We start from the raw sequence: 22,356 nt of genomic DNA on the forward strand, positions 1-22,356 counted from the left end.
GCCCGTCAACGCAACGCATTGATTGCTTGATCCAGCGCGGCGATGAGGCGGTCGACTTCTTCCAGGGTGTTGTAATGCGCCAGCGACACCCGCACTACCCCGCCGAATCGATCAAGGCCAAGCGCCTCGATGAGTCGCCGCGCATAGAAGTCACCAAAGCGGATACCAATACGGTGCTCATCGACCTGGCGCACAATAGCCTCGGATTGAACGCCCTCAACCACGAAACTGATCGTTGGCACTCGATTGTGGGGTTGCGCCTTGCCAATGATGCGCACGCCTTCGCGCTGACGCAAAAATGCCAGCAAACGTTCGCAGAGCAAGTCTTCCTGCACTTCAAAGGCATCGAAAGCAGCTTGCATGCGCTTGCGTTCATTGCCTTCTGCGCCGATTCGGGTACTGATATCGAGCAGATAATCAGTGATGCCGATGCAGCCAAAGGACAACTCATAATTGACGTTGCCCGGCTGCAATTTGTAAGGCACCACGTCCTGGCCAATAAAGAAATGGTTAAGGCTCGGCAGCTCCAGCAGCAGGTAGCGACGCCCCCACAGCACAGCAAAGTGCGGACCGAAGGTTTTGTAGAAGCTATAGACGTAGAAATCGGCACCGCTGGCCTGTACATCAACCAGACGGTGTGGCGCATAAGCGACGGCATCCACGCATAATTTGGCGCCCACTGCATGAACACGCCGCGCAACCTCGGCTACCGGGTTGACCGAGCCGAGAATATTGGAAGTGTGCGTCATGGCCACGTAACGGGTTTTGTTGTTGAGCAAAACCTGCAGGTCGTCCAGCTCCAGCTCACAGCTGTCGCGGTTGACCTGCCATACGCGCAAGGTCGCGCCACGGCTTTCGCAAAGCTTGACCCATGGGCCGATGTTCGCCTCGTGATCGCAATTGGTGACGATGATTTCATCGCCCTGGACAATTGACGGTGCGATGGCGCGACACAGTATTTGCAGCAAGTGGGTGGTCGAGCCGCCCATGATGACTTCTTCGGGATGCTCGGCGTTGATCAACTGCATGACGGAGTGACGAGCCTGCATCACTCGCTCGCCGGCGTCTACGGAAGGCTGGTAGGAAGCGCCCAGTTGCACGCTGTTGTTGAGCAGGTAATCAGTGACCCGCTCAGCGACGGCACCGAGTACCATCGAACCACCGGCGTTATCCATGTAGGTGTATCCACCGGCCAGACCTGGAAATTGCTTGCGAACGTATTCGATATCGAGGGGATTCACTCTACTTTCTCCAGCTGATTTAGTGGTGCAGGATGGCCTGCAGGAACGCTTTCGTGCGTGGTTCCTGAGGTGCGGTAAAAAAGGGTTCAGGGATGTTCTGCTCAACAATGCGTCCGCTTTCCATGAAGATCACCCGATCGGCAACCCGACGGGCAAAGCCCATCTCGTGAGTGACCACGACCATCGTGACGCCGGAGCGCGCGAGGTTTTGCATGACGTCCAGAACCTCGCCAACCATTTCCGGGTCCAGCGCCGAAGTCGGTTCGTCGAACAGAATCGCGCGAGGTTCCATGGCCATGGTGCGGGCGATGGCAACACGTTGCTGCTGGCCGCCGGACAATTGGCTCGGGTATTTGTGTGCATGATCGCCCATGCCGACTTTCACCAATAATTCCTTGGCCCGTGCATGCGCATCACGCCGACTCAAGCCGCGCACCCGGATCGGCGCCAGCGACACATTGTCCAGGACTGTGAGGTGCGGATAGAGGTTGAAACTCTGAAACACCATACCCACTTCGCTGCGGATGGCGGCCAGTCGCGGACCGTTTTCAACACGCTCGCCGGCCACGCGGATATGCCCCTTCTGGTAGTTCTCAAGCAGGTTGATGCAACGGATCAAGGTCGATTTACCCGAGCCGGACGGGCCCAGAATGACCACCACCTCACCTTCTTCGACCTGCAGATTGATATCGCTCAACGCTTTGAAGTTACCGTAGTACTTGTCGAGTTTTTCGATGTCGATCAACGTGCTCATGCGGTTTTTCCTCCAGAGGCGTTACGACGCTCAACCCAGCTAACCATTTGCACCAGCGGCAACAGCAGCAACAGATACAGCAAGGCGGCCCCTACCAGCGGTGTCGGGTTGGCAGCCAGCGCCTGTGCCTGGGTCGCCTGCTTGAGCAAGTCAGGCATGGCTACGACCGAGGCCAGAGCCGTGTCTTTCATCACGTTGATGCAATTGCTCGTCATCGGCGGCATGACGATGCGGATGGCTTGCGGCAACACGACATCGCGCATGGTGTTGAAGAAACTCATGCCTTGAGAAGCCGAAGCTTCGAACTGGCCACGGGGAATGGCCTCGATGCCGGAGCGAAAAATCTCTGCACTGTAGGCGCAGGAGACCAGCGAGAGCGCACTGGCGGCAGCCGCAAAAGACGACAGTCGAATGCCGACAAAAGGCAACGCGTAATAGATGAGGACGAGCAAAACCAGCAATGGAATGGAACGCATGATATCGATATAGATACGTGCGAGCGCTCGGACAGGTGCGTAGGAGTACAACCGCAACAAGGCCAGCAAAAGCCCACCCACCAGGCCCAGGGCGATGCTCACCGCCCCCAGCAAAATGGTCACGCCCAGTCCGCGCATCATCAGCGGAAGCGACTCGACGAGCACGTTCCAGTTAAAAAATGTCTGCAAAAGATCCATGGGATACCTCGGTCATTACAAGTGGCGAACAGGTGTCGCCACTTACATGCAGCATCGGCAGGGCTTACTTGAGGACAGCGGTCACTTTCATGGTGCTCGAATCCTTATCGGCTTCGGTGCCAAACCACTGTTTATGGATCTTTCCGAGTGTGCCGTCTTCTTTCATCTTGCTGATGATGTCGTTGACCTGATCAGTCATTGCCCAGCCTTTGGCGTGCATCAGCGAGTAACGTTCACCGGTGGGAATACGCGCGACGATGCTGTATTGCGGCTTGTCCTTGATGTAGTAGAGCAGCGCCGGAATATCGCTGAGGTAGCCATCGATGCGCCCGGAAGCCAGGTCAAGCATGGCTGGCGAAAGTCCTTCGTATCGCGAGACATCGGCGAACTTGTACTCGTCCTTGTGTTGGCCGATCCACATGTCGCCGGTCGAGCCGGTATCGACGCCAACCACTTTGCCATTCATGTCGGCCAGGCTCTTGACCTTGGACGTAGTCAGCGAGGTCAGGGACTGGTCGCTGTCAAAGTAAGGCTGCGCGAAAGCAACCGACTCCAGACGTTTTGGGGTGATGGTGATGGATGAAATCGCGATCTCGACACGCTTTGATTGCACTGCACTGAACAGGCCGTTGAAAGGAATATTGATGAACTCGACGGTTTTCCCGGCGCGCTTTGCCACTTCTTTTACAACATCGACTTCGAAGCCGACGAACTCACCTTTGGCGTCCTGAAATTCCCAGGGCACGTTGCCAACGTTAGCACCTACAGTCCAGTCAGCTGCCCAGGTTGGCAGTGCCACTGCGGCGGTCATGAACAGTCCCAACAACACTTTCGCTTTCATGTTTGCTCCCGATTGTTTGTTTTTTTAGGTGCTAACAGCGGTTGATTTCGTACAACGTGGGATCGAGAGTAAACCAATGGAATGTTTAATTCAATACCGCTTATCTGTGAATTTTTTACTCCATTGCTACCCTCAGTTTTCCTGATGCGTCACGTCCAGAGGGCTGGTTACGGTATGCCCAGGTCAAGCCGCGAGTAGTCAGGACATCGGTAAACCCGCTTCGGCGGGTTGCGTCACATTTCGCACGCCGGCTTTCTCCGTGTCCTGGTTATCAACTGTGATCCCAAATCGGCCAGACAGCTCCTTTCTCCCTTTGGGCGTCAATGCAAGTGAAGATACATACGGTCAGCCGCCTCGGACACGATCAACCAACCTGACTTGATGAGCGATTGAGCCCGCCCTGGCCTCTGTCGAGACCGACAGCATCGCCGACATTGTGTCGCGTGTGGTCACGGCTCTTGATAACTCGCTCGAAACTAAGGGCGAGTTGATGTTCACGTTGCCGGCTTGCGCCATTGCCTCGTTAGCTGGTGGCCGAGGTGGCGCGCTACGACTCACCAGTGCAAAACACCCGGCAAATTGATCGTTCCCACTTCACAAGCTGTGTAACGGAGGGCATGACAGTCAATAACGGCACCGACTGGGTTCGCAGATCTGTAATTCGTATTTATTGCAACAATGGCGGATCAAAAGATCTTGATGGGGGCGTTGACGATCAGTCGGAACTCATCCACGTTGCCTTCCGCTTGATACTGGCTGGCGTGATGCCAAGCGTAACCGCTTAGCACGTTCACCCCTTTGAAATAACCGGATTGAACGGTGTAGGTGACAAGGGTTCCGATTTCATCGTGGCTTTCGTCGCTTTGATTCAGCACAGACGAATAGATGCCATTGGCCCCGCCGTTATAGTGAGTGCCATCGATACCCCAGCCTTTGGCGTACCAGAGACTGGTGGTGAAACCGGGCACGCCGTAGGCTGCGAAGTCATTGATATAGTTAACGGAATACGAGCGCTCGTTCGGGCCGTTGTAGTTGGAGAGAAAGATGTTGGGCAGGGTGATGGCGTTGGATTCGCCTACGTAGTCGAAATACTCATCGCCCTTGATTTGCTGCAAGCCAAATCGCAAGGTGTGGTTCTGATAACTGGGCGCGATCGTCAGCCCGTAAGCTTGCTGATCTATCTTCCCGGCCACTTCGCTACCGCTCGACTGCGTGTTGTAGGCATCGAGCTGCACTTTAGTGGAGAACCCGCCCCACGTGTATTTGTTGCCCAGGCCCAGGTACTGGCGGTCCCAGATATCATCGAAGCGCGACACATAGGCACTGGCGCGCCAGCCGTCCTTGCTCAGGTAGTCGGCACCGGCGTAAGCGATCGAGTCGCTGGTGACCAGTCGCGATCCGAACGAGGGGCTCAAGTCTTGACTGCCAGCACCGGTTCGCGGCGTGGCCTCATCGAAATAACCGGACTTGATCGTCAGACCTTCGATATCATGACTTTCAAGCGATACACCATCAAATGAAGCTGGCAATGTTCGAGTATCAGAATATCCCATGACCGGTGTCCTGGCCGGCTGCTGCCTGCCAACCTTGATGAGCGTATCGGCGACTTTGACCTTCAGCGCCGCTACGCCCACCTTGCTCCAGTCATCAACCACATCACCGTCCTTGTCGACCAGCAGGCGGTTGCTCCCGCCTGCGGTCGCCAGTTTGCTGCGCTCAAGAGCGACGGCGGAAAACGTCGAGAGATCCAGGCCGAAACCGACCATGCCCTGGCTGAACCCGGAAACATAATCGAGCTTGAATCCCTCAAGCCATGCGGTGCGATCACGCACCTTGCGGGGGCCTTCGGATGTCTGGGCGCGATAAAAAGTGTTCTTGTGTCCGATCTCGTGGGAGTACCACATGCGGGTATTGAGGGTCAGCGAGCTGTCCTCGATAAAGCCGGCTTCATTGGCCTGAATCATGGTTGGCGTCAAAAAAAGGACGGCCGAAAACCCTGCGACCACTTGGGTCGAACGAACGATATGCATGTCTTGCTTCCCTATGGATCTTTTTATTTTTGGAGGCATCCACACTGGACGTGTATTTCAACGGCACGGTGCTTGAATGCGAAGGGAGGCGGCCCCGCTACCAGAGCTTGAATCTGGAGCAGTGCCGCCGGGTGGCGAACCCCAATCAATAAGTCAGGGTTTTTTCCTCGACCGTATGCGCCTTGATATCTTCCTCGGTCAGCCATGTGCGTTTGTTTTTCAAATCGCCATAGAGAGCCAATTGATCATCGAAGTGTTTGGAACGAGTACCGTCCGGAGCGATAAAACCCGATTGCCCGGGTGCGACCACTTCAAAGCCTTGCACACCGTCCATGGCAAACACCGTAAGGTTGTTTTCGGTGCCGCGATTCATTGCCAGACGATTATTCATCTGTTCCTTTTCACCCGCCTGAGGAATGCCCAGGAAGTTCTTCGGCGCGTAGATGGTATGCGCAATCTCCGTGTGCCAGGATTTTGCATCCGGCCCTTGTTCCGCGCTCAACTCATCGATACTCAGCTGCAACGCCTTGAGCATCAGTGCGTCGACATCCTTGCCCTTGAACAGATCGAAACCTTTGGCTTTCCCGGCCGCCGTGGCGATCATCGCCTGATGCATGACCTTGGTCCCGACCTCGATATTCTGACTGCCCGGCGTGCCACCGCCCGGTGTGAAGTGGCCGGTTGAAAGGAATTTCCCGACCTGGTCCTTGGGCAGCACGTCGCCCAGTGACAGCGCCAGCATGTGTTTGAGCCAGGTGCGGAAAATGGGTGTCGCCGCCGAATCGTAGCGCCCGTCAGCATCGGCATCGAGGTCTTGATAATTCCATCCGGCGAGGATGGCAGCGGCATCGCGCACTGTTGCCTGGTCACTGTGTTCGGCGGCCTTCACCAGACGCGGCACGAAGAACCGTGCATTCGGGTCTTCGAACCCCGCCTCCATCATCAAGTCCCAGGCCTGGGAGGGCGTAAAGGCCGGACGGCCGTCCAGGCGCGTGAACAGCGTCTGGACACGGTCCGCGGTGTTCCAGGAGTACCACCATTGATCCGGATTAGGAAAACCTTCGGCAGGACGATTGTTCCAGTTGGCGATGTAGCCGGTTTTTGGGTTGTAGACCTGAGGATTAGTGGCGAACGGCATGAAGCCCTGCCACTCGAAATCGCCGCTGCCCGATACCGGCAAACGGTTGTCGTGACCTTGCACGCGCACCGGATACCGACCGCCAAGGGCGTAGCCAATGTTGCCCTTGTTGTCGGCGTAGTACCAATTGACGTTGATCGCGGAATGTTGAACCTGATCGACCCATTGCTCGTGGTTTTTCGCCTTGCTGACTTTGTTCCAGCTCATCAAGGTGGCGACTTCTTCGCCTTCCCAGCCCCGTCGTTTGGCGTAGGCAACACCGGCTTCGGGTTGATACTCGACGACGGCGCCCTGCACGCTGCGATAGACAGTGACCTGTTGGGTTTTTTCACCCTTGACGTTGACGGTTTCGATGCGTTTTTCAAACGGCCGGTATTGCCCCTGATAAAGGTATTCTTCCGGGTTTTTCGGGTTCAGTTCCAGGCGATAGATGTCGACGTTGTCCCCTGCCCCCCAGGTACTACCCCACGTAATGTCTTTGTTGTAACCGAACTCGACCATCGGGTAGCCGAACGGGCTGTTGCCGACCGCGTCATAACCGGCACCGTGCAGGCCAATCGAGTAGGTATAGGCCGGCTGATAAAAACCAAACTGCGGACCGTTGAGGAGAATCGCCTTGGCGTCCTTAGACTTCTTCGCACCGAGCACGATGATGTTACTGAAGGCCCGCTCCTTCGGTGATTCCCATGCCAGGGTTGGGTCATTGAGCGCCAGCAACGGCAGAGGTTTGGGCGATTGCTGCGCGACTGCCTTTGTCTTGGCCGGTACGTAAGCGCCATTGCGCACGGACGGTTGCCACTCGCCCTTGGGGACCGTGGTAGGGGCATCCGGGTTATCGACGGACAGGAGTTTTTCGAAGAGCGCCTTACCGTTTTTGTCCCCGCTTTGCGCGATCATTCCATCGAGTAACTGCTGGTTCTGCAACTCACTGTTGTAGTCACCGAAGCGGTTGATCATTGAGCCGATAAACACCATCGCCACGTCGAACGAGGTCCACCGCTGCGGGGTGAAGCCATTGTCGATGAATTGCTTTGGCATCAACGCGGCCGGATTGCGGTCGATCTCGTCCAGCCATTTATTGATGCCCTGAGCGTAGCCTTCAAGAATGTCCTTATCAGCCTGGGGCAACTTGGCCAGTTGTTCCTTGATGCTCGCCGGCGAGTAGTTTTTACGAATGCCGATATCAAAATTCACGTAGTCCTTGCCCAATGCCTGCGCCACCTGGCCCTGGGTACTGAGTCGGGATATCTCCAGTTGATACAAGCGATCCTGAGCGATGGCATAGCCATAGCCATAGAACACACCATAAACCTCACTGGCGTAAACGTGAGCGGTACCGTACTCGTCGCGCTTGATCGTGACGTCGGCAGCCTGGGCAGGAACAAGGGGGACGCCAAGAAAAAAAAGGGTGGAAAGCTGCAGGGCGAATCGTGACGGCATGAGGGTTCTCATAAAATTCCCTATTATTATTTTGTGATACCTAAAAAACGTTTCGTCTTTAAAAAACGTATCAGTTACTAAAGAGGGTCGTCAATGGCTTTTCGTTTTTGGGTGATTGATGACGTGGCCGAGCCTGCTCGCGAAAGGCTCATGATTAGCCGAGACAAATTAGTCATACGATCTCTCCTCCTTTTAGCCAGGGCACCAAAAAAACCGACCAAAGCCTTCCACTAAAGGCAATCCACCTCCCTGCCTCTCTTGCCCGACCTACCCGAATACGGTACAAATCGACGAAGTTGTACGACGACATAATAAAAACACCCACGCCATTCCCCAGTTGGCCTGTCACCCTTCGAGATCTGCCATGTCCCGCCCTACACTTGCGCAACCCGTATCGCCACCCTTCCCTCGCCATCTCGCGGTGATCATTCTTTTGTGCATGGGCTGCGCGTTCGCCGGTAACCATGTGGCGGCGCGAGTCGCTTTTGATGATGGCGCGGGTGTGTTGCTGGCGATTTTGATGCGTTCTGGCGGGACCTTGCTGGTGCTGGCAGGCGTGGTGCTGTGGCAACGACAAAGTCTGCGTCTGCCGGCGGGTGCATGGCGCTGGCAATTGCTGTTGGGGCTTTTGATTACCGCGCAGAGCCTGTGTCTGTACTCTGCCGTCGCACGGGTGCCGGTGGCGCTGGCGCTGCTGGTAGGCAACGTGTTTCCCATCCTGCTGGCGCTGCTCACCTGGGCGCTGGGTGGCCCGCGACCGACCGCACGCACCGCTTCGTTGATGGGTTTGATTCTGGTGGGGCTGGTGTTTGTACTGGATGTCCCCGGGCGTCTTTCGACCCAGAACAGCGTCGGCCCGCAATGGCTGCCGGGCGTCGCGCTCGCGTTCTGCGCCGCCACCGTGTTTGCCTGCGCGCTATGGATCACCGACCACAAGTTGTCTCAGGTACGTGGTTCGGTACGCAGTCTGTTGACCATTTTCATCGTCTTCAGCAGCGTCAATCTGGCTGGACTGACTGGCGCCCTGCCAGGCGGACTGAACCTGCCCGCAACCTCCACCGGATGGCTGGCCCTGGCCACCCTGGTGGTGCTGTACGGCACCGGTTTTATCGTGCTGTTCATTTCCGTGCCCAGGCTGGACATGCCACGCAATGCGCCGGTAATGAACATCGAGCCGTTGGCGACGTTGCTGATGGGCTGGATTGTGCTGGATCAAATGCTCAGTGCGGGGCAGATTCTGGGCGGGGTAATTGTGGTCACCGGTATCGTTTTGCTGACGTATCGCAGATCAGCTATCAAGGCTGACGCCAAAGCTGTGGTGTGAGAATGCGCCCACGTTTCTCCGTGCAACTTGCAATAGGCATTATCCGCTAATCGGGCAATTTGCAACCATCGCAATAGTCCGTATTCGACGCAGGCCACGCCCCCTCTTACACCCCGTAAGTCAAGTAAGTTGGCATGCTCCCTGCACTGAGGCCAAGAGTAAAATTTCAGGCACGTACGTTCCAAATTTGGGAATGAAGTTTTATACAGACTGAAATCGGCTGCTCAGTATTTGATACATGGACCAGCCCAAACTCGCGGTTTATTTATCAAGTCCAAACAAAAAAAGGATATTCCCTAATGCAATTATGGATGCCAAAACTTTTGGTGGTCATCGCACTCACAACACCGTCTGTTGCACTGTCGGATGTCTTGTCGTTAAAACTCGAAAATGATGTTTTTTCCGGTGGTGACGACGGTCATTACTCCAATGGACTTGAGCTGGCTTCAACCTTTAAACCGCAGAGCGATCATTGGACTCAAAACATTGGATCGTTGATTCCAGGCTGGGGTCCGGCAGGTGTCGACCTCGCAGCCTACCGTTTCGGCCATCAGATCTACACGCCGGATGACATTGAGCAATCAGAACTGCAACCGGAAGATCGCCCCTATGCGGGTCTCATGTATTTCGGTGTTTCAGTCTTTAAGAACACTCAACTGCAGGGCTGGCGAGAGACCGGGGAACTGGATATCGATCTTGGTATCGTTGGCCCGGCAACGGGGGCAGAGAAAATTCAGCGAGGGGTGCACCATCTGACGGGCAGTGATGAGCCTAATGGCTGGGACCATCAATTACATAATGAGCCCTATGTAAATGTCGGCTTCGAAAAGCGCTGGTGGCTGCAAACCAAACTCGCTGGACTGGATCTTGAGTACGGCCCCAGTGCCGGTCTCACGGCGGGCAATCTCTACACCTACGCTGCAAGTGGAATGGGCCTACGCATCGGACAAGGGCTTGAGCGCAGTTATAGCCTGCCGAATGTGGCCCCCTCTTTCAGTGGCAACCTGTACTTCCAGGAGGGTGGCAGTTTCGCCTGGTATGGCTTTGCCAACCTTCAGGGTCGCTATATGGCGCATAACATGTTGCTCGATGGCAACACCTGGAAAGACAGCGCCTCTGTTGATCGACGCGAATGGGTCGGTGATGCGCAAGTCGGGGTAGCGATGATCTGGAGTCAATGGCAGGCCGCATTTTCTACCGTGTGGCGAACCCGTGAGTTTGAGGGGCAAAACCAGCACGATCAATTTGGATCTCTTGCGATTTCTACAGTGTTTTAAAGCGCGGGGATGACGTCCGGTTTTGCTCGGTACGCTTTAAGATTTCCAAAGTGAGTGACGTTGTTGCGAAGAGGTTTTCACACATTGCTCACTCCCCTCCAGGGTGACCTGCCCGCGCGCGCTTCGGGGGGGTCGCGCATCCAGCCGGAACCTGCTTTCATGGAATAATCCCGCGCCCCTCATGCGAGGCTCTCATCAATGTCCCGCGCCAATCTCAACGACCTGCAAGCCTTCGTGGTGATTACCCGCGAAGGCAGCTTCACCCGCGCCGCTGCACAGTTGGGCGTCTCGCAGTCTGCGCTGAGCCACACCATGCGTGCGCTGGAAACCCGACTTGGCGTGCGCCTGCTCACTCGCACCACACGCAGCGTGTCCCCGACCGAGGCGGGTCAGCGTTTGTATCAATCCATGGCGCCGCGCTTCGATGAGATCGAACTTGAACTGGCAGCGGTCAGCGAATTTCGCGACACCCCGGCTGGTAATGTGCGGATCTCGGCGTCCGAACATGCGGCGAACAATATTCTCTGGCCGAAGCTGTTGAAAGTGCTGCCCGACTACCCGGACATCAAGGTCGAAATCACCGTCGATTACGCCCTCTCCGACATCGTCGCGCAGCGCTATGACGCGGGTGTGCGGCTGGGCGACCAGGTCGCCAAGGACATGATCGCCGTACCGATCGGGCCGCCGTTGCGAATCGCGGTCGTGGGTTCGCCTGAGTACTTCGCCCAGCGCCCGTTTCCAATGGCGCCGGGGGATCTGGCTGCGCACAACTGCATAAATCTGCGGCTGCCTACCCATGGCAGCTTGATGCAATGGGACTTTGAAAAGGACGGTCACGAACTCAAGGCACGCGTTGACGGGCAATGGACGTTCAACAGCAGTGTGCCGATTTTGCGTGCGGCCGTGGCGGGGTGTGGTTTGGGGTTTCTGCCGCAAGATATGGTCGCGAAGGAATTGGCCAACGGCAGCCTTGTGCGGGTACTGGAGGATTGGTGCCAGCCCTTTGCGGGCTACCATCTTTACTATCCGAACCGGCGTGAGCATTCGTCAGCATTTGGGGTGGTGGTAGAGGCGTTGCTCTATAAGGGTTAATGGCCAAACGTCACGAGGGCGATCCCGCCACGGCCGGCCATTAGCTCGACTCAAAGTACGGAGCTGGTTCTACCGGGCAGTGTATCTGATACGCCTCGGTGGCATGTTTTGGGGCCGCTTCGCGGACCAACGGGGGCGAGCCCCCTCGCCATAAGGTATGTAACTTCACTAGCGATGACCTGTTGAGCGGTGAACAATGGGGGGCGGGTCCCACTGTGGTTGCCCTCAAACAAAGTAATGGCTGGACCCGCGACATTCTGGCTAACCACATCAGGTCGCTGGAAAACAGCCCGCCCGATGACAAAGACAAAATCAACCAAACCTTTCTGCAACCGTTCTTTTGTTACACCACCCATACCTACACCACCTACGGCATCAACACAGAATCCACCTACGACTGGCAAGCCCGCGAATGGTCAGTGCCGATCAATCTATCCGTCACCCAGTTGTTCAAGGTGGGTCATCAGCCCATGAGCCTGCAAGCAGGTCCTCGCTACTGGGTTGACAGCCCGAAAGATGGTGCTGAGGGCTGGGGGTTTCGGGTGGCACTAACGCTGTTGTTTCCCAAATAACTCCAATTACAATCGTCACGGCCCAAGCCGCATTGAGGCGTTAGAGGCGATAGGTTTCACGGAGCTACGGTATCAAAAGGGTAGATTTTTACCCACTCTTTCGCCATATCAACCACTGTCCAGTTCTGCGCCTGGGCTTCGTCCAAGGCTTTGTCCAGCTTGCCGATCTTTGAATCACGGTCGTACGCCCATTCACGCTGTGCATCGGTGTGATGCACAAGTCCCATGAAGCGTTTGCCGTCGCCCGCGGCGGTCCATTGCAACATCTGCTGATCGCCATCGGAGTTGCCAAAAGCGAAGATCGGGCGGCGGCCTATAACGGCGTCAATACTGACGGGTTTACCCGGCCCATCGTCGTTATGAGCGAGCTTGGGCATGCGCATGATCACCGGCTTGCCTGCGTTATATTGATACTCAGCGGTGAAGGTAGTCCCGATCACTTGCTCCGGTGGAACGCCATACACTTCCTCTGCCCAGGCGCGCATGAACGCCACTTCGCCTCCGGACACGATGTAGGTTTTGAAGCCGTTAGCTCGCAAATAGGCGAGCAATTCCAACATTGGCTGATAGACCATTTCGGTGTAGGGCTTATGGGTTTTGGGGTGCACGGCCTTGGCGAGCCATGCTCGGACATTGGCCAAAAAGGCTTGAGTACTGATCTCGGTATGGGTGGCATCGATGATCTTCATCAGTCCCTCCATACCACTGCCAGCCAACGTTTTCTGATCGTTTTCCAGAACTGCCTTGAACGGCTGCTGTTGTTGCCATTCAGGATGCTGGGGTGCCAGGCGTTTGACCTCTTCAAGGGCGAATAGCATCTGAAAATACATGGGCTGTTCGCTCCACAGCGTGCCGTCGTTATCGAACACTGCAATGCGTTCAGCCGGTGGCACAAAATCCTTGGAACCATCAACTGTCACCGCCTGGACGAACTCAACAATGGCGTGTTTGGAAGGTCCCTCACGCCAAGAGGGTAAGGGTTCGGCCGCTTGCAGCAGCAGCGGCCACAACAAGACAAGCCAGAGCCAGCGCATTGCCGGACGAACCAATGAAATGTCGTTCATGGATTACTCCCCTAAAATCGGGCGAAAAGTTGACCCCTTAAATATCCACTGCGTTATTTTTCACGCGTGTTGCATACACGCCGACTTCATGCTGCGAAGTGGCGACCTCTGATGAGGTCGCCACTTTTCGGCTGATGAATCAGTTGCCAACAGGCATCGGCAAGTTGACGCCCTCTTGCTTCAGAGACTCACGCACGGATTGAAATTTCTGATACTGCGACAGCGTGACAGGTCCGTCATAACCCATACTTTGCAGTTTTCGCGGAGGGTATTCGACGTAGGTTTTCATCAGCTTCATGATCGCTGCTGTGATCGGCACCATCGTCCAGGTCCGTTCCGTAAAGGTGGTCATGAAGAGGTCATAGCGCTCTTGCGGGTCTTGCCACAAGTCAAAGACTTGTGGCACGGTCGCTACATACTTATCTGCGCCTTTCCACCCTAAGTTAGTGTCCACCGCCAGACCACCGGTATGTGCGCCATCGTCACCGCGCAAGTTGAACAAGGCTTTATAGTTTCCAACACGGGCCGCACCCGGGGTCAGTTCGTTCTCGGTAAAGTAGAACCACTCTTTGCGTGGGGAAGGGGCAGTGCCGGTGAGCACAGGTGTCATGTCATAACTGTCGAAGATGATTGGCTGACCCTCGCGATCTTTCTCAGGCAACTTCACGCCAGCAACGGAAGCGAATGTCGCCATCAAATCCAGGCCACCAAGAATCTCGTGGTTTTTTGTGTCGGGTTTGATTTTCGATGGCCAGACGGCAATTGCCGGTACCCGGTTACCGCCTTCACGCACGGTGCCCTTGGTCCCGCGGAATGGCGTGTAGCCGGCATCCGGATAAACGTCCTGCCAGGCGCCGTTGTCCGTGGTGTAGACCACCAGGGTGTTTTTATCCATCCCCAGCGCCTTGAGTTTGTCCATGATGCGACCGATGCGGGTATCCAGTTCGACCACGGAGTCGGCGTACTTGGATTTAGACATGGACTTATGAACAAACTCCGGTGCCGGCATGTTCGGCTGGTGCACCTTCATGAAGTTGACGTTGATGAAAAACGGCTTGTCCGATTTGGACGCGGTGTCGAGAAACTCAAGTGCGGCTTTTTCGACATAGTTGTCGAAAAAGGGGATACCGACCACACCGGGTTTGCCATCCACGACAGGTGTGTCCACGTACTGGCCATTGACCTTGAATTCTTCAATCGGTTTTTCACCTGCCTTGCCGGACAACGCGCCCTTGGTCACTCTGGTAAACATCGCGCGGGTTTCAGGGTCCATGTCGGGGAACCATTGCGGATCGGCATAGGTGTAGGCATTGAGATGGTACAGGCCGACATATTTCATCACGTCGTAGCCTTGCGCATTGGGCAAGGCGTAATCTGCTTCGCCCAAGTGCCACTTACCGGTGAAATAGGTGTCGTAGCCCCCGGTTTTCAGCACCGAGGCCAACGTCCACTCCGCCGCTGGCAAACCACCGCCCTGGCCCTGCATGGCCACGGTCGTCATGCCGCTACGATTGGGGATACGTCCGGTTTGCATGGCCGCTCGACCGGGCGTGCAGCTTGGCTGGGCATAAAAAGAATAAAAAGTGACCCCCTCTGCCGCCAGCTCATCGATGCTTGGCGTAGGCATACCTCGACCGATCCCGCCTCCGTAGGGGCCAAGGTCGCCGTAGCCGGTATCATCGGAGACAATAAACAGGATGTTGGTCTTTTCCGTTTGAGCCGCGTGGGCCAGTCCGCTCAGTGACAAAAGTGCAGCAAATACGACAGATAGCCTGAAATGCTCCCTAAGCTGTTTCATACCAGAATTCCTCGTTGTTTCATGGTGTTAGCGACCGGGTGCTGAGTGCACATCAACATCGATCTTTAGTGCATTAACCACCGAGTAGTTCGCCAAGTTAGTGCGTCCAGAATCATTTTTTCTTATTGCCTGACCCTCGCACGAATTAAGGCGCAAAAGGAGTCTAGTGCGCTTTTTTCTGTTGAACATGCCACTCGTAATGTTTTTTGGGCAGCATGTAAAGCCAGGGTTACAAGCTGTATGTACACCCACTATTAATCCAATAAACCGCACTGAATTCACCGGAAATGGTGTTATCTCTATTTCCAAATGAACTAAGCAGCGTCAGCGGGTTGCTTGCGCTATATCGCCGCAAAAAATATCGACGTTGCCATCTTCGGGTGAGGTTCGCACGACAACCGAATAATTACCCGAGAGCAGATCTGGCATTGTTATCGGCGCGCTTCTGTAAAAGCTCCAACCGCTGGCACCAGTGGCGGATTGAGTGTCGACCTTGTCGTTCATTGCGTAGGCGGCTGGTCCTGGTTGCTGACAACTGCCTTTATTGATGAACGTGTACAAGCGCGGAGGCATGATGGTTCCGATTGGAACACCTGTAACGTAGAAGTCAAAGTTAGTTTGATTGCCTACGCCGGTCAACGTGGTATTGGCAACATGCCCTGGATTTTTGTGAGTCGCTGCCAGAGGAAGGTTCATTGAATGGTTTGATGAGCTTGTGCAGCCAAAGAGGATCGCGGTGACGAACAGCGTAGCCAAGGGGGAGCAGGTTTTCATTGCCAACCTCCAATAATGGAAGAAGTGCTGTGGGGGAACTATTGGGTATAGCTCATTAATAGCGTAGCGCTCATGAGCATCTACTTTTACAGCCCCCAAACTTATGAAGACCCCGGTTTATCGATCAGACTATTGAACCCGAACGCTCAACTGCCGGAGCACCTGCAAGTAAGTGGGTGGTTTCGGTACGATGCCACGGTCGCGCAAAAGCGCATGCAATTGTGGCAGGCGAAAATACGGCACTGATGCCATTAGATATTGCGGCGACAGCTGTCGTTAAGCATTTCGCCATTCCACAGGCCTCGTATTCGCTGTTCCTGGGTATCTTCGAAGCCCAGGCGTACCGCTGAATTCACTCCATTCTCATTTGGACGAGAAGGCTTTCCCGCTGACAGATTTCTTCTTCCACGGCCCTCACTTCCCTCATGTAAACCTCTACCGCGGGTGGTAACGAGCGCTCTTTAAGGTAAATGAAGCCGTAACGGGTTCGCAGTGCGAGGTCATGGATGGGTAACGGTGCGATTTCTCCCGCCATGATTTCCTGCTCAAAAGTCGATAAATTCCCTAGAGCCAGGGCATTACTGTTCTCGAGGAATTTAACGATTTGCATCGGCACGTCTATTTCGATCGCCGGTACAAAATCACCCGTCACCGCATCATAAGCGCCCGCACAGCCCAACGTTGCCGGGAGCAAATGGGTCGCTAGCCGCAGCGGAATGCGCGAGGCCACCCACGGGTAATCGAGTGTTTGCGCCAATGTCAGTGAACGATTTTGCGACAGCAGCGGATGGCCGGAACGGCAAAACAGACGCCCCTCATGCTCACCCAACAGCTCGCAGGTGAACTCTTCCCTGCCTTGCAACGTGCTGATTTCGGCAATCCCCAGATCCACTGCCCCTGTGGCGACCTGATGAGCAACTTCACGCCAACCGGCGACATGTGCAGTGACCTTGATTTGAGGATGCCGGGCATGCAATCGCGCGAGGCTGGCATAACCGCTGGCGATGCTTGGGTAGGGACCCAACGCTACCCTCAGTGCTCCAATATCGCCTCCCGCCAGCAAAGCGATGTCTCGACGCAGGTCCTCCTCGGCCATCAACAGGCGCTGGCTCTTTTCACGAAGCAATTGACCAAACGCAGTCGGCACGACGCCTTCGGTGCGTCTATCGAACAGCGTGACCCCCAGTTCACTCTCCAGTAACTGGATGCTTTTGCTCAGTGCCGGCTGGGAAACCCCCAACGCTTTTGCTGCCCGACCAAAGTGCGCATGTTCAATCAATGCCAAAAACTGACGTAAGCGGCGTGGCGTCATCTCATAACCTTTGTGTTATCGATAAGCATCAAAACGGAATTTTCCGTAATGAAATGAATATGCTATTCATGGCCGTACTGGTCAAGCTGACGACGCACATAAACAAGCGCTATGGGCACTCAACGGCATTGACGCTCATTGGCAAACCTTCTGGCGCAGGAACCCTTTCATGTCCAACAAGACCCTTCATCTGGCACTGGCGATTACCCTTGGCGGTAGCGTCAGCCCGGCCATTTTTGCTGCCGATGCAAACGTCGTGAGTTCTGATCCCGCCTCCGCACAAAACGCGCATTTCGACAGCAAAGGCAAAGCCCCTTCGCCTTACACGATCGAACTGCAAAATGGTGTGCGCAAGGCTCTTCCGTTTGCGGACAAACGCGACTTTGAAGAAGCGAGAAAAGGCTTCATTGCTGCACCGTCCTATAACAAGATCATGGCCGAGGCCGGGAACGTCGCCTGGAACATGGGGAGCTATAACTTCCTGCTGGAAGGTAAGGACTACGACAGTATCAATCCGTCCCTGCAACGCCAGGCAGTACTCAACACGGCCTTCGGTCTGTATGAGGTCGTTCCGGAAAGGATTTACCAAGTGCGCGGTTTTGACTTGGCCAACATCACCTTCATCAAGGGCGATACCGGCTGGATTGTGTTCGATACCTTGATGTCGAAGGAAACCGCCAAGGCCGCCCTGGACTTCATTAATGAAAAACTTGGCAAGCGCCCGGTCGTGGCGGTAGTAATCTCTCACTCTCATGCCGACCATTTCGGTGGTATCCGCGCAGTGGTCGATGAAGCAGATGTGCGCAGCGGCAAGGTCCCGTTGATAGCACCGACAGGTTTCATGGAGCATGCCGTGGCTGAAAACGTCTACGCCGGTACTGCCATGACCCGGCGCGCCTTCTTGCAGTACGGTGTGATGTTGCCGCACAGCCCATACGGCCATGTCGACATGGCCATAGGGAAAAATGCCTCGATGGGCGCCATGGGGCTGATTGAGCCCAATCGCTATATCGAGAAAGATTTCGAAACCCTGACCGTTGACGGGGTGGTGATGGAGTTCCAGAACACTCCGGGCACCGAAGCGCCATCGGAAATGAACACCTGGTTTCCACAGTTCAAGGCGTTCTGGGCCGCCGAGAACATAACCGGCACGATCCATAACATCTACACGCTGCGCGGTGCCCTGGTCCGTGATCCGCTGGTCTGGTCGAAGAACATCAACAACGCCCTGTATCGTTACGGACAACAGGCCGATGTCATGCTCGCGTCCCACAGTTGGCCACGTTGGGGCAATGAGCGGATTCAAGAAGTAATGCGCGCGCAACGCGATGCCTACGCCAACCTGAACAATGCCGTGCTGCATGCGGCTAACCAGGGCGTCACCATCAACGAGATTCAAAACGTCTACAAGCTGCCCGAAAGCCTGAAAAACAATTGGGCGACTCACAGCTACCACGGCTCGGAAGAGCACAATAGCCGTGCCGTGATCAACCGCTACCTGGGCTATTGGGATGCCAACCCGGCGACGCTGATGCCGCTTTCACCGAAAGATTCGGCACCGCTGTATGTCGAAATGATGGGCGGCGCGGACAAGATCATGGCCAAGGGCAAATCCCTGTTCGACCAGGGCAAATACCGCGAAGCCTACGAGATCCTCAATAAACTGGTGTATGCCGAGCCGCAAAACAGCCAGGCCAAGGATCTGCTGGCGGACGTCTATGAGCAGGTCGGCTATCAGAAGGAAAGTGCCGGCGTGCGCAACAGTTTCCTTGCCGCGGCGTACGAACTGCGCCACGGCGCGCCCAAAGGCGTACCGCCAAAAACCGGTGGACCTGACATGATCCGCGCCATGAGCACGGAGTTGTGGCTGGAGTATCTCGGCATCAGCCTGGATGGCAGCAAAGTTGCGGGTGAACACTTCATCCTGAATCTCAAGACGCCGGACAATGGCGAACAGTTCGTGGTCGAGTTGAGTAACTCGACCCTGACCAGCATCAAGGGACAGCAGGCCAAAAACGCCGACCTGACCATCACCCTAGATCGCTCTGCGCTTGAAGGCGTGATGGCAAGAAAAACCAGCTTCAATCAGCTCGTCAAGGACGGCAAGGCTAGCTTCACGGGCAATCACAAACCGTTCGAACTGCTGATGGCAGCCATGACGCCGTTTGCCCCGGACTTTGAACTACTGCCGGGTACAAAGCAGTAACCGGACCGCGCCCTTAATCCCGCTAAAGGGTCAACAACCTTGGCGCGCCCGCTGCCTGGACGCGCCCATTCAACACCTGCGAAGGAGTAAGCGATGCTCCAGTATTGGGTCATGTAATTCAGTGGTTGAATAAAACAACATACGGGCGCGCATCGATTCACCAAATGCATGTTTTCCCTGCTCGGCAGTTGCTCCAGACGCGACGGATCATTTCAACGATGGATCATCCATGTTCATTTTCTTCCAGCCCTGCACGAGCATCTTCGCCTTCGGTTCCTGCCCGCCTTTGAGGTAGTAATGGATCAACGCCTGCCGCGCATTGCGGTTGGCGGGATGCACCTTCAACAGCCTTTCCAATTCCTCACATGCCGCCTCAACGTTGCCGCTGTCATGCAGTGCCACGGCCAGGACGTAACCGTATTGGGCGTTATCGGGTTCCAGTTGCGCGGCTTTGCGCAGAGCCGGCATGGCTTGATCCGTTTTACCCGCACGCACCAGCGACAAACCCTGGGTATGTTGCAGCAGGGCAGCCTCCGGGTGTTCTTTCAGGCTTTGCGCGAGCAGCGCCTGAGCTTCTTGGCTGCGTCCGCCCGCTTCCAGCCATTGCACCAGCGTCACCAGTGCCGGGTAGAAATCCGGGTCACGCTTAAGGGCCGTGCGCAGCAGCGCTTCGACTTCGCCGCTGCGACCGCTGGCCTGGTAGAGCATTGCCAGGTTGAGGTTGGCTTCGGCGCGTTCGGCCAGGCTCTTCTGTACTGCTTCGTATTCGGCAATGGCGGCATTCCAGTTGCTTTGTGCACTGCCTAAACCAGTGCGAGCCACGCTCAACAAATCTCGCGCTGCGGCGATGCGTACGGCCTTCACAGGATCACCCAGCAATGGCGTCAGCAGCGGCGCCCGCTCCGGTGGCGGGAGTAACGCGCTGATCGCCCGCACGGCACTTTCTCGCACTTGCGGTGCCGGGTTGCTCAGGTGCTGGGTCGCCAGGTTCAACGCCTGCTCGCTGGGGTATAGCGGCAACTCGACCAGCAACGTCGCCCGCTGGATCGCTGGCAGGTCGCTGCGATGCAATTGCTCATACAACGCTTGTGCCGCACCGGGTTCACCGTTGCGGATCCGCCACAGGCTTTCGTCGTAGCGCGGCATATGTGCAACTGTGGCCGCGTTCCAGAGTTTGAACTGTTCGATGACTTTGTCGCCGACCTTGCCTTGATGGCAACTCAAACAGGCATCCGGCGTGCCGAGTTTTTTCGCCCGCTCGGGGTTGGGAATGCTGAAGCTATGGTCATGCCGGAAGTCGTTGCCCATGTAGAACTTGCCAGGCATGTGGCAATCCACGCACTGCGAGCCGGGTTGGCCCATGGGGTGGCGGGTGTGTTCGATGGAGTCATAATTCTTCGCTTGCAGGCCCTTGCCATCGACACCATCCACCGAGGTCTTGCCGGCAGTGTTGTGGCATTGCAGGCATACGCCGTTACCCGGTGCCTTGAGTTCGTTGCTATGGGGATTGTGGCAATTGCTGCAACGCACACCCTTGTCGGACATTTTGCTCTGGGTGAAGGAGCCATGTTCGAATACTTCATCCTTGATCTTGCCGTCCAGTGCATACAGTTCGCGGGTCAGGGGACTCGGTAGGTAGTCATCCATCAGGCGATTGCCGACGGTGAAACCATCGCCCAGCGGCGCACGTCGGGAGTGGCAGCGTGCGCAGGTTTCGATTTCTACGGTTGAATTCTTGTCCTTGAGGCCGACGGGAAACCCGGCGTGGATCAAGTCACCTTTTTTCGTCGTCCATTCCAGGTGATTGGAGGCCGGGCCATGGCACGCCTGGCAGCCGACACCGAGGCTGTTCCAATGACTGTCAAAGGTATTTTTTGCCGTATCGAAATTGCGCTTGTAACCCGTGGTGTGGCACTCGACGCACATGAAATTGGCGTTTTGGCTCGGTTTGCTCCAGTGCATCGGGTTCTTGAAGCTCACGCCCTGGCCTGGATAGAGGTGAAACCAGCGGTTTTTTTCGGTATCCCAAGCCACGCCCAGAGCTTGCAAGTGACCGTCACCAACCGCCACCAGGTATTGCTGTAGCGGCGAAATTCCAAAGGTGTAAGCGACCTGGAAGTCCGCGTTCTTGCCATCGATGCCGGGGGTGTTGACCCAGAATTCGTCACCTTTGCGGGAGAAATGGGTGGTTTCTTTTTCCGCATGGAAGGTGACGTTGTTGAAGTCGCCCAGCATGGTTTCAGCGTTGGCTACCTGCATCGCCAGTTCGTGATGGGAGCCTTGCCAGTCCTTGACTTGGGCGCTGTGACAACCCTGACATTGCTGCTCATCAACCATTTTTGCCAGCGCCTTTTCCTGCACTACGGCACCAGGTTGTGGAGTGGCCGGCTGGACGACCGGTGTGCCAACCGGCGCATAAGTCACTGGAGCAGGTTTGCTGCTGACCAGGAACCACCCGATGCCCACAATGGCCATGAGCAGAACGCCGATAGTGACGGGAAACAGATAGCTGTTAATCGTCGTCGGTTGCGAATCGATAACCGTTTTATTTTTATCTTTCGGCATTACGACTTCCATAGCCCGGATGCGTTTGTTACCAAGCGCGCGTTCAATTTCACTACAGCCCTGCCGGATGGCCGGTGACTGTCAAAAATCTACGTGATAGCCGGATCAATCCTATTGATCGCGATGCCGTACTCAGTTTCAACTCCTTCGCGCGATTAATCTTGAGACTCTGGATCGATCCACAAAATTTCTCTGGTTCTGTCTCGCTATGGCTCTGCCCAGGCCGAAGCGTAGCCCCTATGAATGTCCAAATC

Annotated in this window: 15 protein-coding genes and 1 pseudogene; 5 read left to right on the forward strand and 11 right to left on the reverse strand. The window is 55.7% G+C overall.

What is annotated here, in order from left to right:
* Positions 1-5: 5 nt before the first annotated feature.
* The 6 genes from KW839_RS16590 to KW839_RS16615 all read right to left on the reverse strand — a co-directional run bounded on the left by KW839_RS16590 (position 6) and on the right by KW839_RS16615 (position 8,118).
* On the reverse strand, positions 6-1,241 hold the full coding sequence (locus KW839_RS16590; protein WP_218424950.1) for a cysteine desulfurase-like protein: 1,236 nt from the start codon (positions 1,239-1,241) through the stop codon (positions 6-8).
* A gap of 19 nt (positions 1,242-1,260) precedes the next feature.
* The gene (locus KW839_RS16595) at positions 1,261-1,995 is read right to left on the reverse strand and encodes an amino acid ABC transporter ATP-binding protein (protein ID WP_060543819.1); all 735 of its coding nucleotides are present in this window, start codon (positions 1,993-1,995) and stop codon (positions 1,261-1,263) included.
* Positions 1,992-2,669 carry an amino acid ABC transporter permease gene (locus tag KW839_RS16600; RefSeq protein WP_218424951.1) on the reverse strand — a complete coding sequence of 226 codons (678 nt, stop codon included), beginning with the start codon at positions 2,667-2,669 and terminating at the stop codon, positions 1,992-1,994. Before KW839_RS16600 ends, KW839_RS16595 begins: the two co-directional genes overlap by 4 nt.
* Positions 2,670-2,733: 64 nt before the next feature.
* Complete coding sequence (locus KW839_RS16605) at positions 2,734-3,510, reverse strand: transporter substrate-binding domain-containing protein (RefSeq protein ID WP_060543821.1); 777 nt, start codon at positions 3,508-3,510, stop codon at positions 2,734-2,736.
* A 686-nt stretch (positions 3,511-4,196) separates the two neighbouring features.
* The gene (locus tag KW839_RS16610; protein WP_256352703.1) at positions 4,197-5,579 is read right to left on the reverse strand and encodes an OprD family outer membrane porin; all 1,383 of its coding nucleotides are present in this window, start codon (positions 5,577-5,579) and stop codon (positions 4,197-4,199) included.
* A 106-nt stretch (positions 5,580-5,685) separates the two neighbouring features.
* Positions 5,686-8,118: a penicillin acylase family protein gene (locus tag KW839_RS16615; RefSeq protein ID WP_256352704.1), complete on the reverse strand. Its 2,433-nt coding sequence runs from the start codon at positions 8,116-8,118 to the stop codon at positions 5,686-5,688.
* Between the two features lie 364 nt (positions 8,119-8,482).
* Here KW839_RS16615 and KW839_RS16620 point away from each other — a divergent pair, with 364 nt between their 5' ends.
* From KW839_RS16620 to KW839_RS16635, 4 genes and pseudogenes are all read left to right on the forward strand, one after another.
* On the forward strand, positions 8,483-9,442 hold the full coding sequence (locus tag KW839_RS16620) for a DMT family transporter (RefSeq protein ID WP_218424953.1): 960 nt from the start codon (positions 8,483-8,485) through the stop codon (positions 9,440-9,442).
* A gap of 299 nt (positions 9,443-9,741) precedes the next feature.
* Positions 9,742-10,719, forward strand: coding sequence for a lipid A deacylase LpxR family protein (locus KW839_RS16625; RefSeq protein WP_218424954.1), 978 nt, complete (start codon positions 9,742-9,744; stop codon positions 10,717-10,719).
* Positions 10,720-10,917: 198 nt separating this feature from the next.
* A complete protein-coding gene (locus KW839_RS16630) occupies positions 10,918-11,811 on the forward strand; it encodes a LysR family transcriptional regulator (protein ID WP_218424955.1) in 894 nt (297 codons plus the stop codon).
* 170 nt (positions 11,812-11,981) lie between these two features.
* Positions 11,982-12,383 (forward strand): annotated as a pseudogene (locus KW839_RS16635) (transporter); the annotation flags it as partial.
* A 56-nt stretch (positions 12,384-12,439) separates the two neighbouring features.
* Here the strand turns inward: KW839_RS16635 and KW839_RS16640 are convergent.
* The 4 genes from KW839_RS16640 to KW839_RS16655 all read right to left on the reverse strand — a co-directional run bounded on the left by KW839_RS16640 (position 12,440) and on the right by KW839_RS16655 (position 17,331).
* Positions 12,440-13,447, reverse strand: coding sequence for an HAD family phosphatase (locus KW839_RS16640; protein WP_218424956.1), 1,008 nt, complete (start codon positions 13,445-13,447; stop codon positions 12,440-12,442).
* Positions 13,448-13,586: 139 nt separating this feature from the next.
* Entirely contained in the window at positions 13,587-15,245 is a 1,659-nt protein-coding gene (locus tag KW839_RS16645) for an arylsulfatase (protein WP_218424957.1), read from the reverse strand.
* 324 nt (positions 15,246-15,569) lie between these two features.
* Positions 15,570-16,019 carry a hypothetical protein gene (locus tag KW839_RS16650; RefSeq protein WP_218424958.1) on the reverse strand — a complete coding sequence of 150 codons (450 nt, stop codon included), beginning with the start codon at positions 16,017-16,019 and terminating at the stop codon, positions 15,570-15,572.
* A 352-nt stretch (positions 16,020-16,371) separates the two neighbouring features.
* Complete coding sequence (locus KW839_RS16655; protein ID WP_218424959.1) at positions 16,372-17,331, reverse strand: LysR family transcriptional regulator; 960 nt, start codon at positions 17,329-17,331, stop codon at positions 16,372-16,374.
* A 169-nt stretch (positions 17,332-17,500) separates the two neighbouring features.
* On the opposite strand from KW839_RS16655, the gene KW839_RS16660 reads away from it, so the two are divergent.
* Positions 17,501-19,537 (forward strand): alkyl/aryl-sulfatase, encoded by a 2,037-nt coding sequence (locus KW839_RS16660; protein ID WP_218424960.1) that lies wholly within the window; start codon positions 17,501-17,503, stop codon positions 19,535-19,537.
* 207 nt (positions 19,538-19,744) lie between these two features.
* Here the strand turns inward: KW839_RS16660 and KW839_RS16665 are convergent, their stop codons facing one another.
* Complete coding sequence (locus KW839_RS16665; protein ID WP_218424961.1) at positions 19,745-22,102, reverse strand: tetratricopeptide repeat protein; 2,358 nt, start codon at positions 22,100-22,102, stop codon at positions 19,745-19,747.
* Between the last annotated feature and the right edge of the window lie 254 nt (positions 22,103-22,356).

It is taken from the genome of Pseudomonas sp. PDM31, assembly GCF_019218965.1.
Lineage (GTDB): Bacteria > Pseudomonadota > Gammaproteobacteria > Pseudomonadales > Pseudomonadaceae > Aquipseudomonas.

Coding starts and splice junctions, on each gene's coding strand:
- KW839_RS16650 (WP_218424958.1), bottom strand. CDS start 16,019: ATGAAAACCTGCTCCCCCTTGGCTACGCTGTTCGTCACCGCGATCCTC.
- KW839_RS16660 (WP_218424960.1), top strand. CDS start 17,501: ATGTCCAACAAGACCCTTCATCTGGCACTGGCGATTACCCTTGGCGGT.
- KW839_RS16610 (WP_256352703.1), bottom strand. CDS start 5,579: ATGCCTCCAAAAATAAAAAGATCCATAGGGAAGCAAGACATGCATATC.
- KW839_RS16600 (WP_218424951.1), bottom strand. CDS start 2,669: ATGGATCTTTTGCAGACATTTTTTAACTGGAACGTGCTCGTCGAGTCG.
- KW839_RS16615 (WP_256352704.1), bottom strand. CDS start 8,118: ATGCCGTCACGATTCGCCCTGCAGCTTTCCACCCTTTTTTTTCTTGGC.
- KW839_RS16630 (WP_218424955.1), top strand. CDS start 10,918: ATGTCCCGCGCCAATCTCAACGACCTGCAAGCCTTCGTGGTGATTACC.
- KW839_RS16595 (WP_060543819.1), bottom strand. CDS start 1,995: ATGAGCACGTTGATCGACATCGAAAAACTCGACAAGTACTACGGTAAC.
- KW839_RS16620 (WP_218424953.1), top strand. CDS start 8,483: ATGTCCCGCCCTACACTTGCGCAACCCGTATCGCCACCCTTCCCTCGC.
- KW839_RS16665 (WP_218424961.1), bottom strand. CDS start 22,102: ATGCCGAAAGATAAAAATAAAACGGTTATCGATTCGCAACCGACGACG.
- KW839_RS16645 (WP_218424957.1), bottom strand. CDS start 15,245: ATGAAACAGCTTAGGGAGCATTTCAGGCTATCTGTCGTATTTGCTGCA.
- KW839_RS16655 (WP_218424959.1), bottom strand. CDS start 17,331: ATGACGCCACGCCGCTTACGTCAGTTTTTGGCATTGATTGAACATGCG.
- KW839_RS16605 (WP_060543821.1), bottom strand. CDS start 3,510: ATGAAAGCGAAAGTGTTGTTGGGACTGTTCATGACCGCCGCAGTGGCA.
- KW839_RS16625 (WP_218424954.1), top strand. CDS start 9,742: ATGCAATTATGGATGCCAAAACTTTTGGTGGTCATCGCACTCACAACA.
- KW839_RS16640 (WP_218424956.1), bottom strand. CDS start 13,447: ATGAACGACATTTCATTGGTTCGTCCGGCAATGCGCTGGCTCTGGCTT.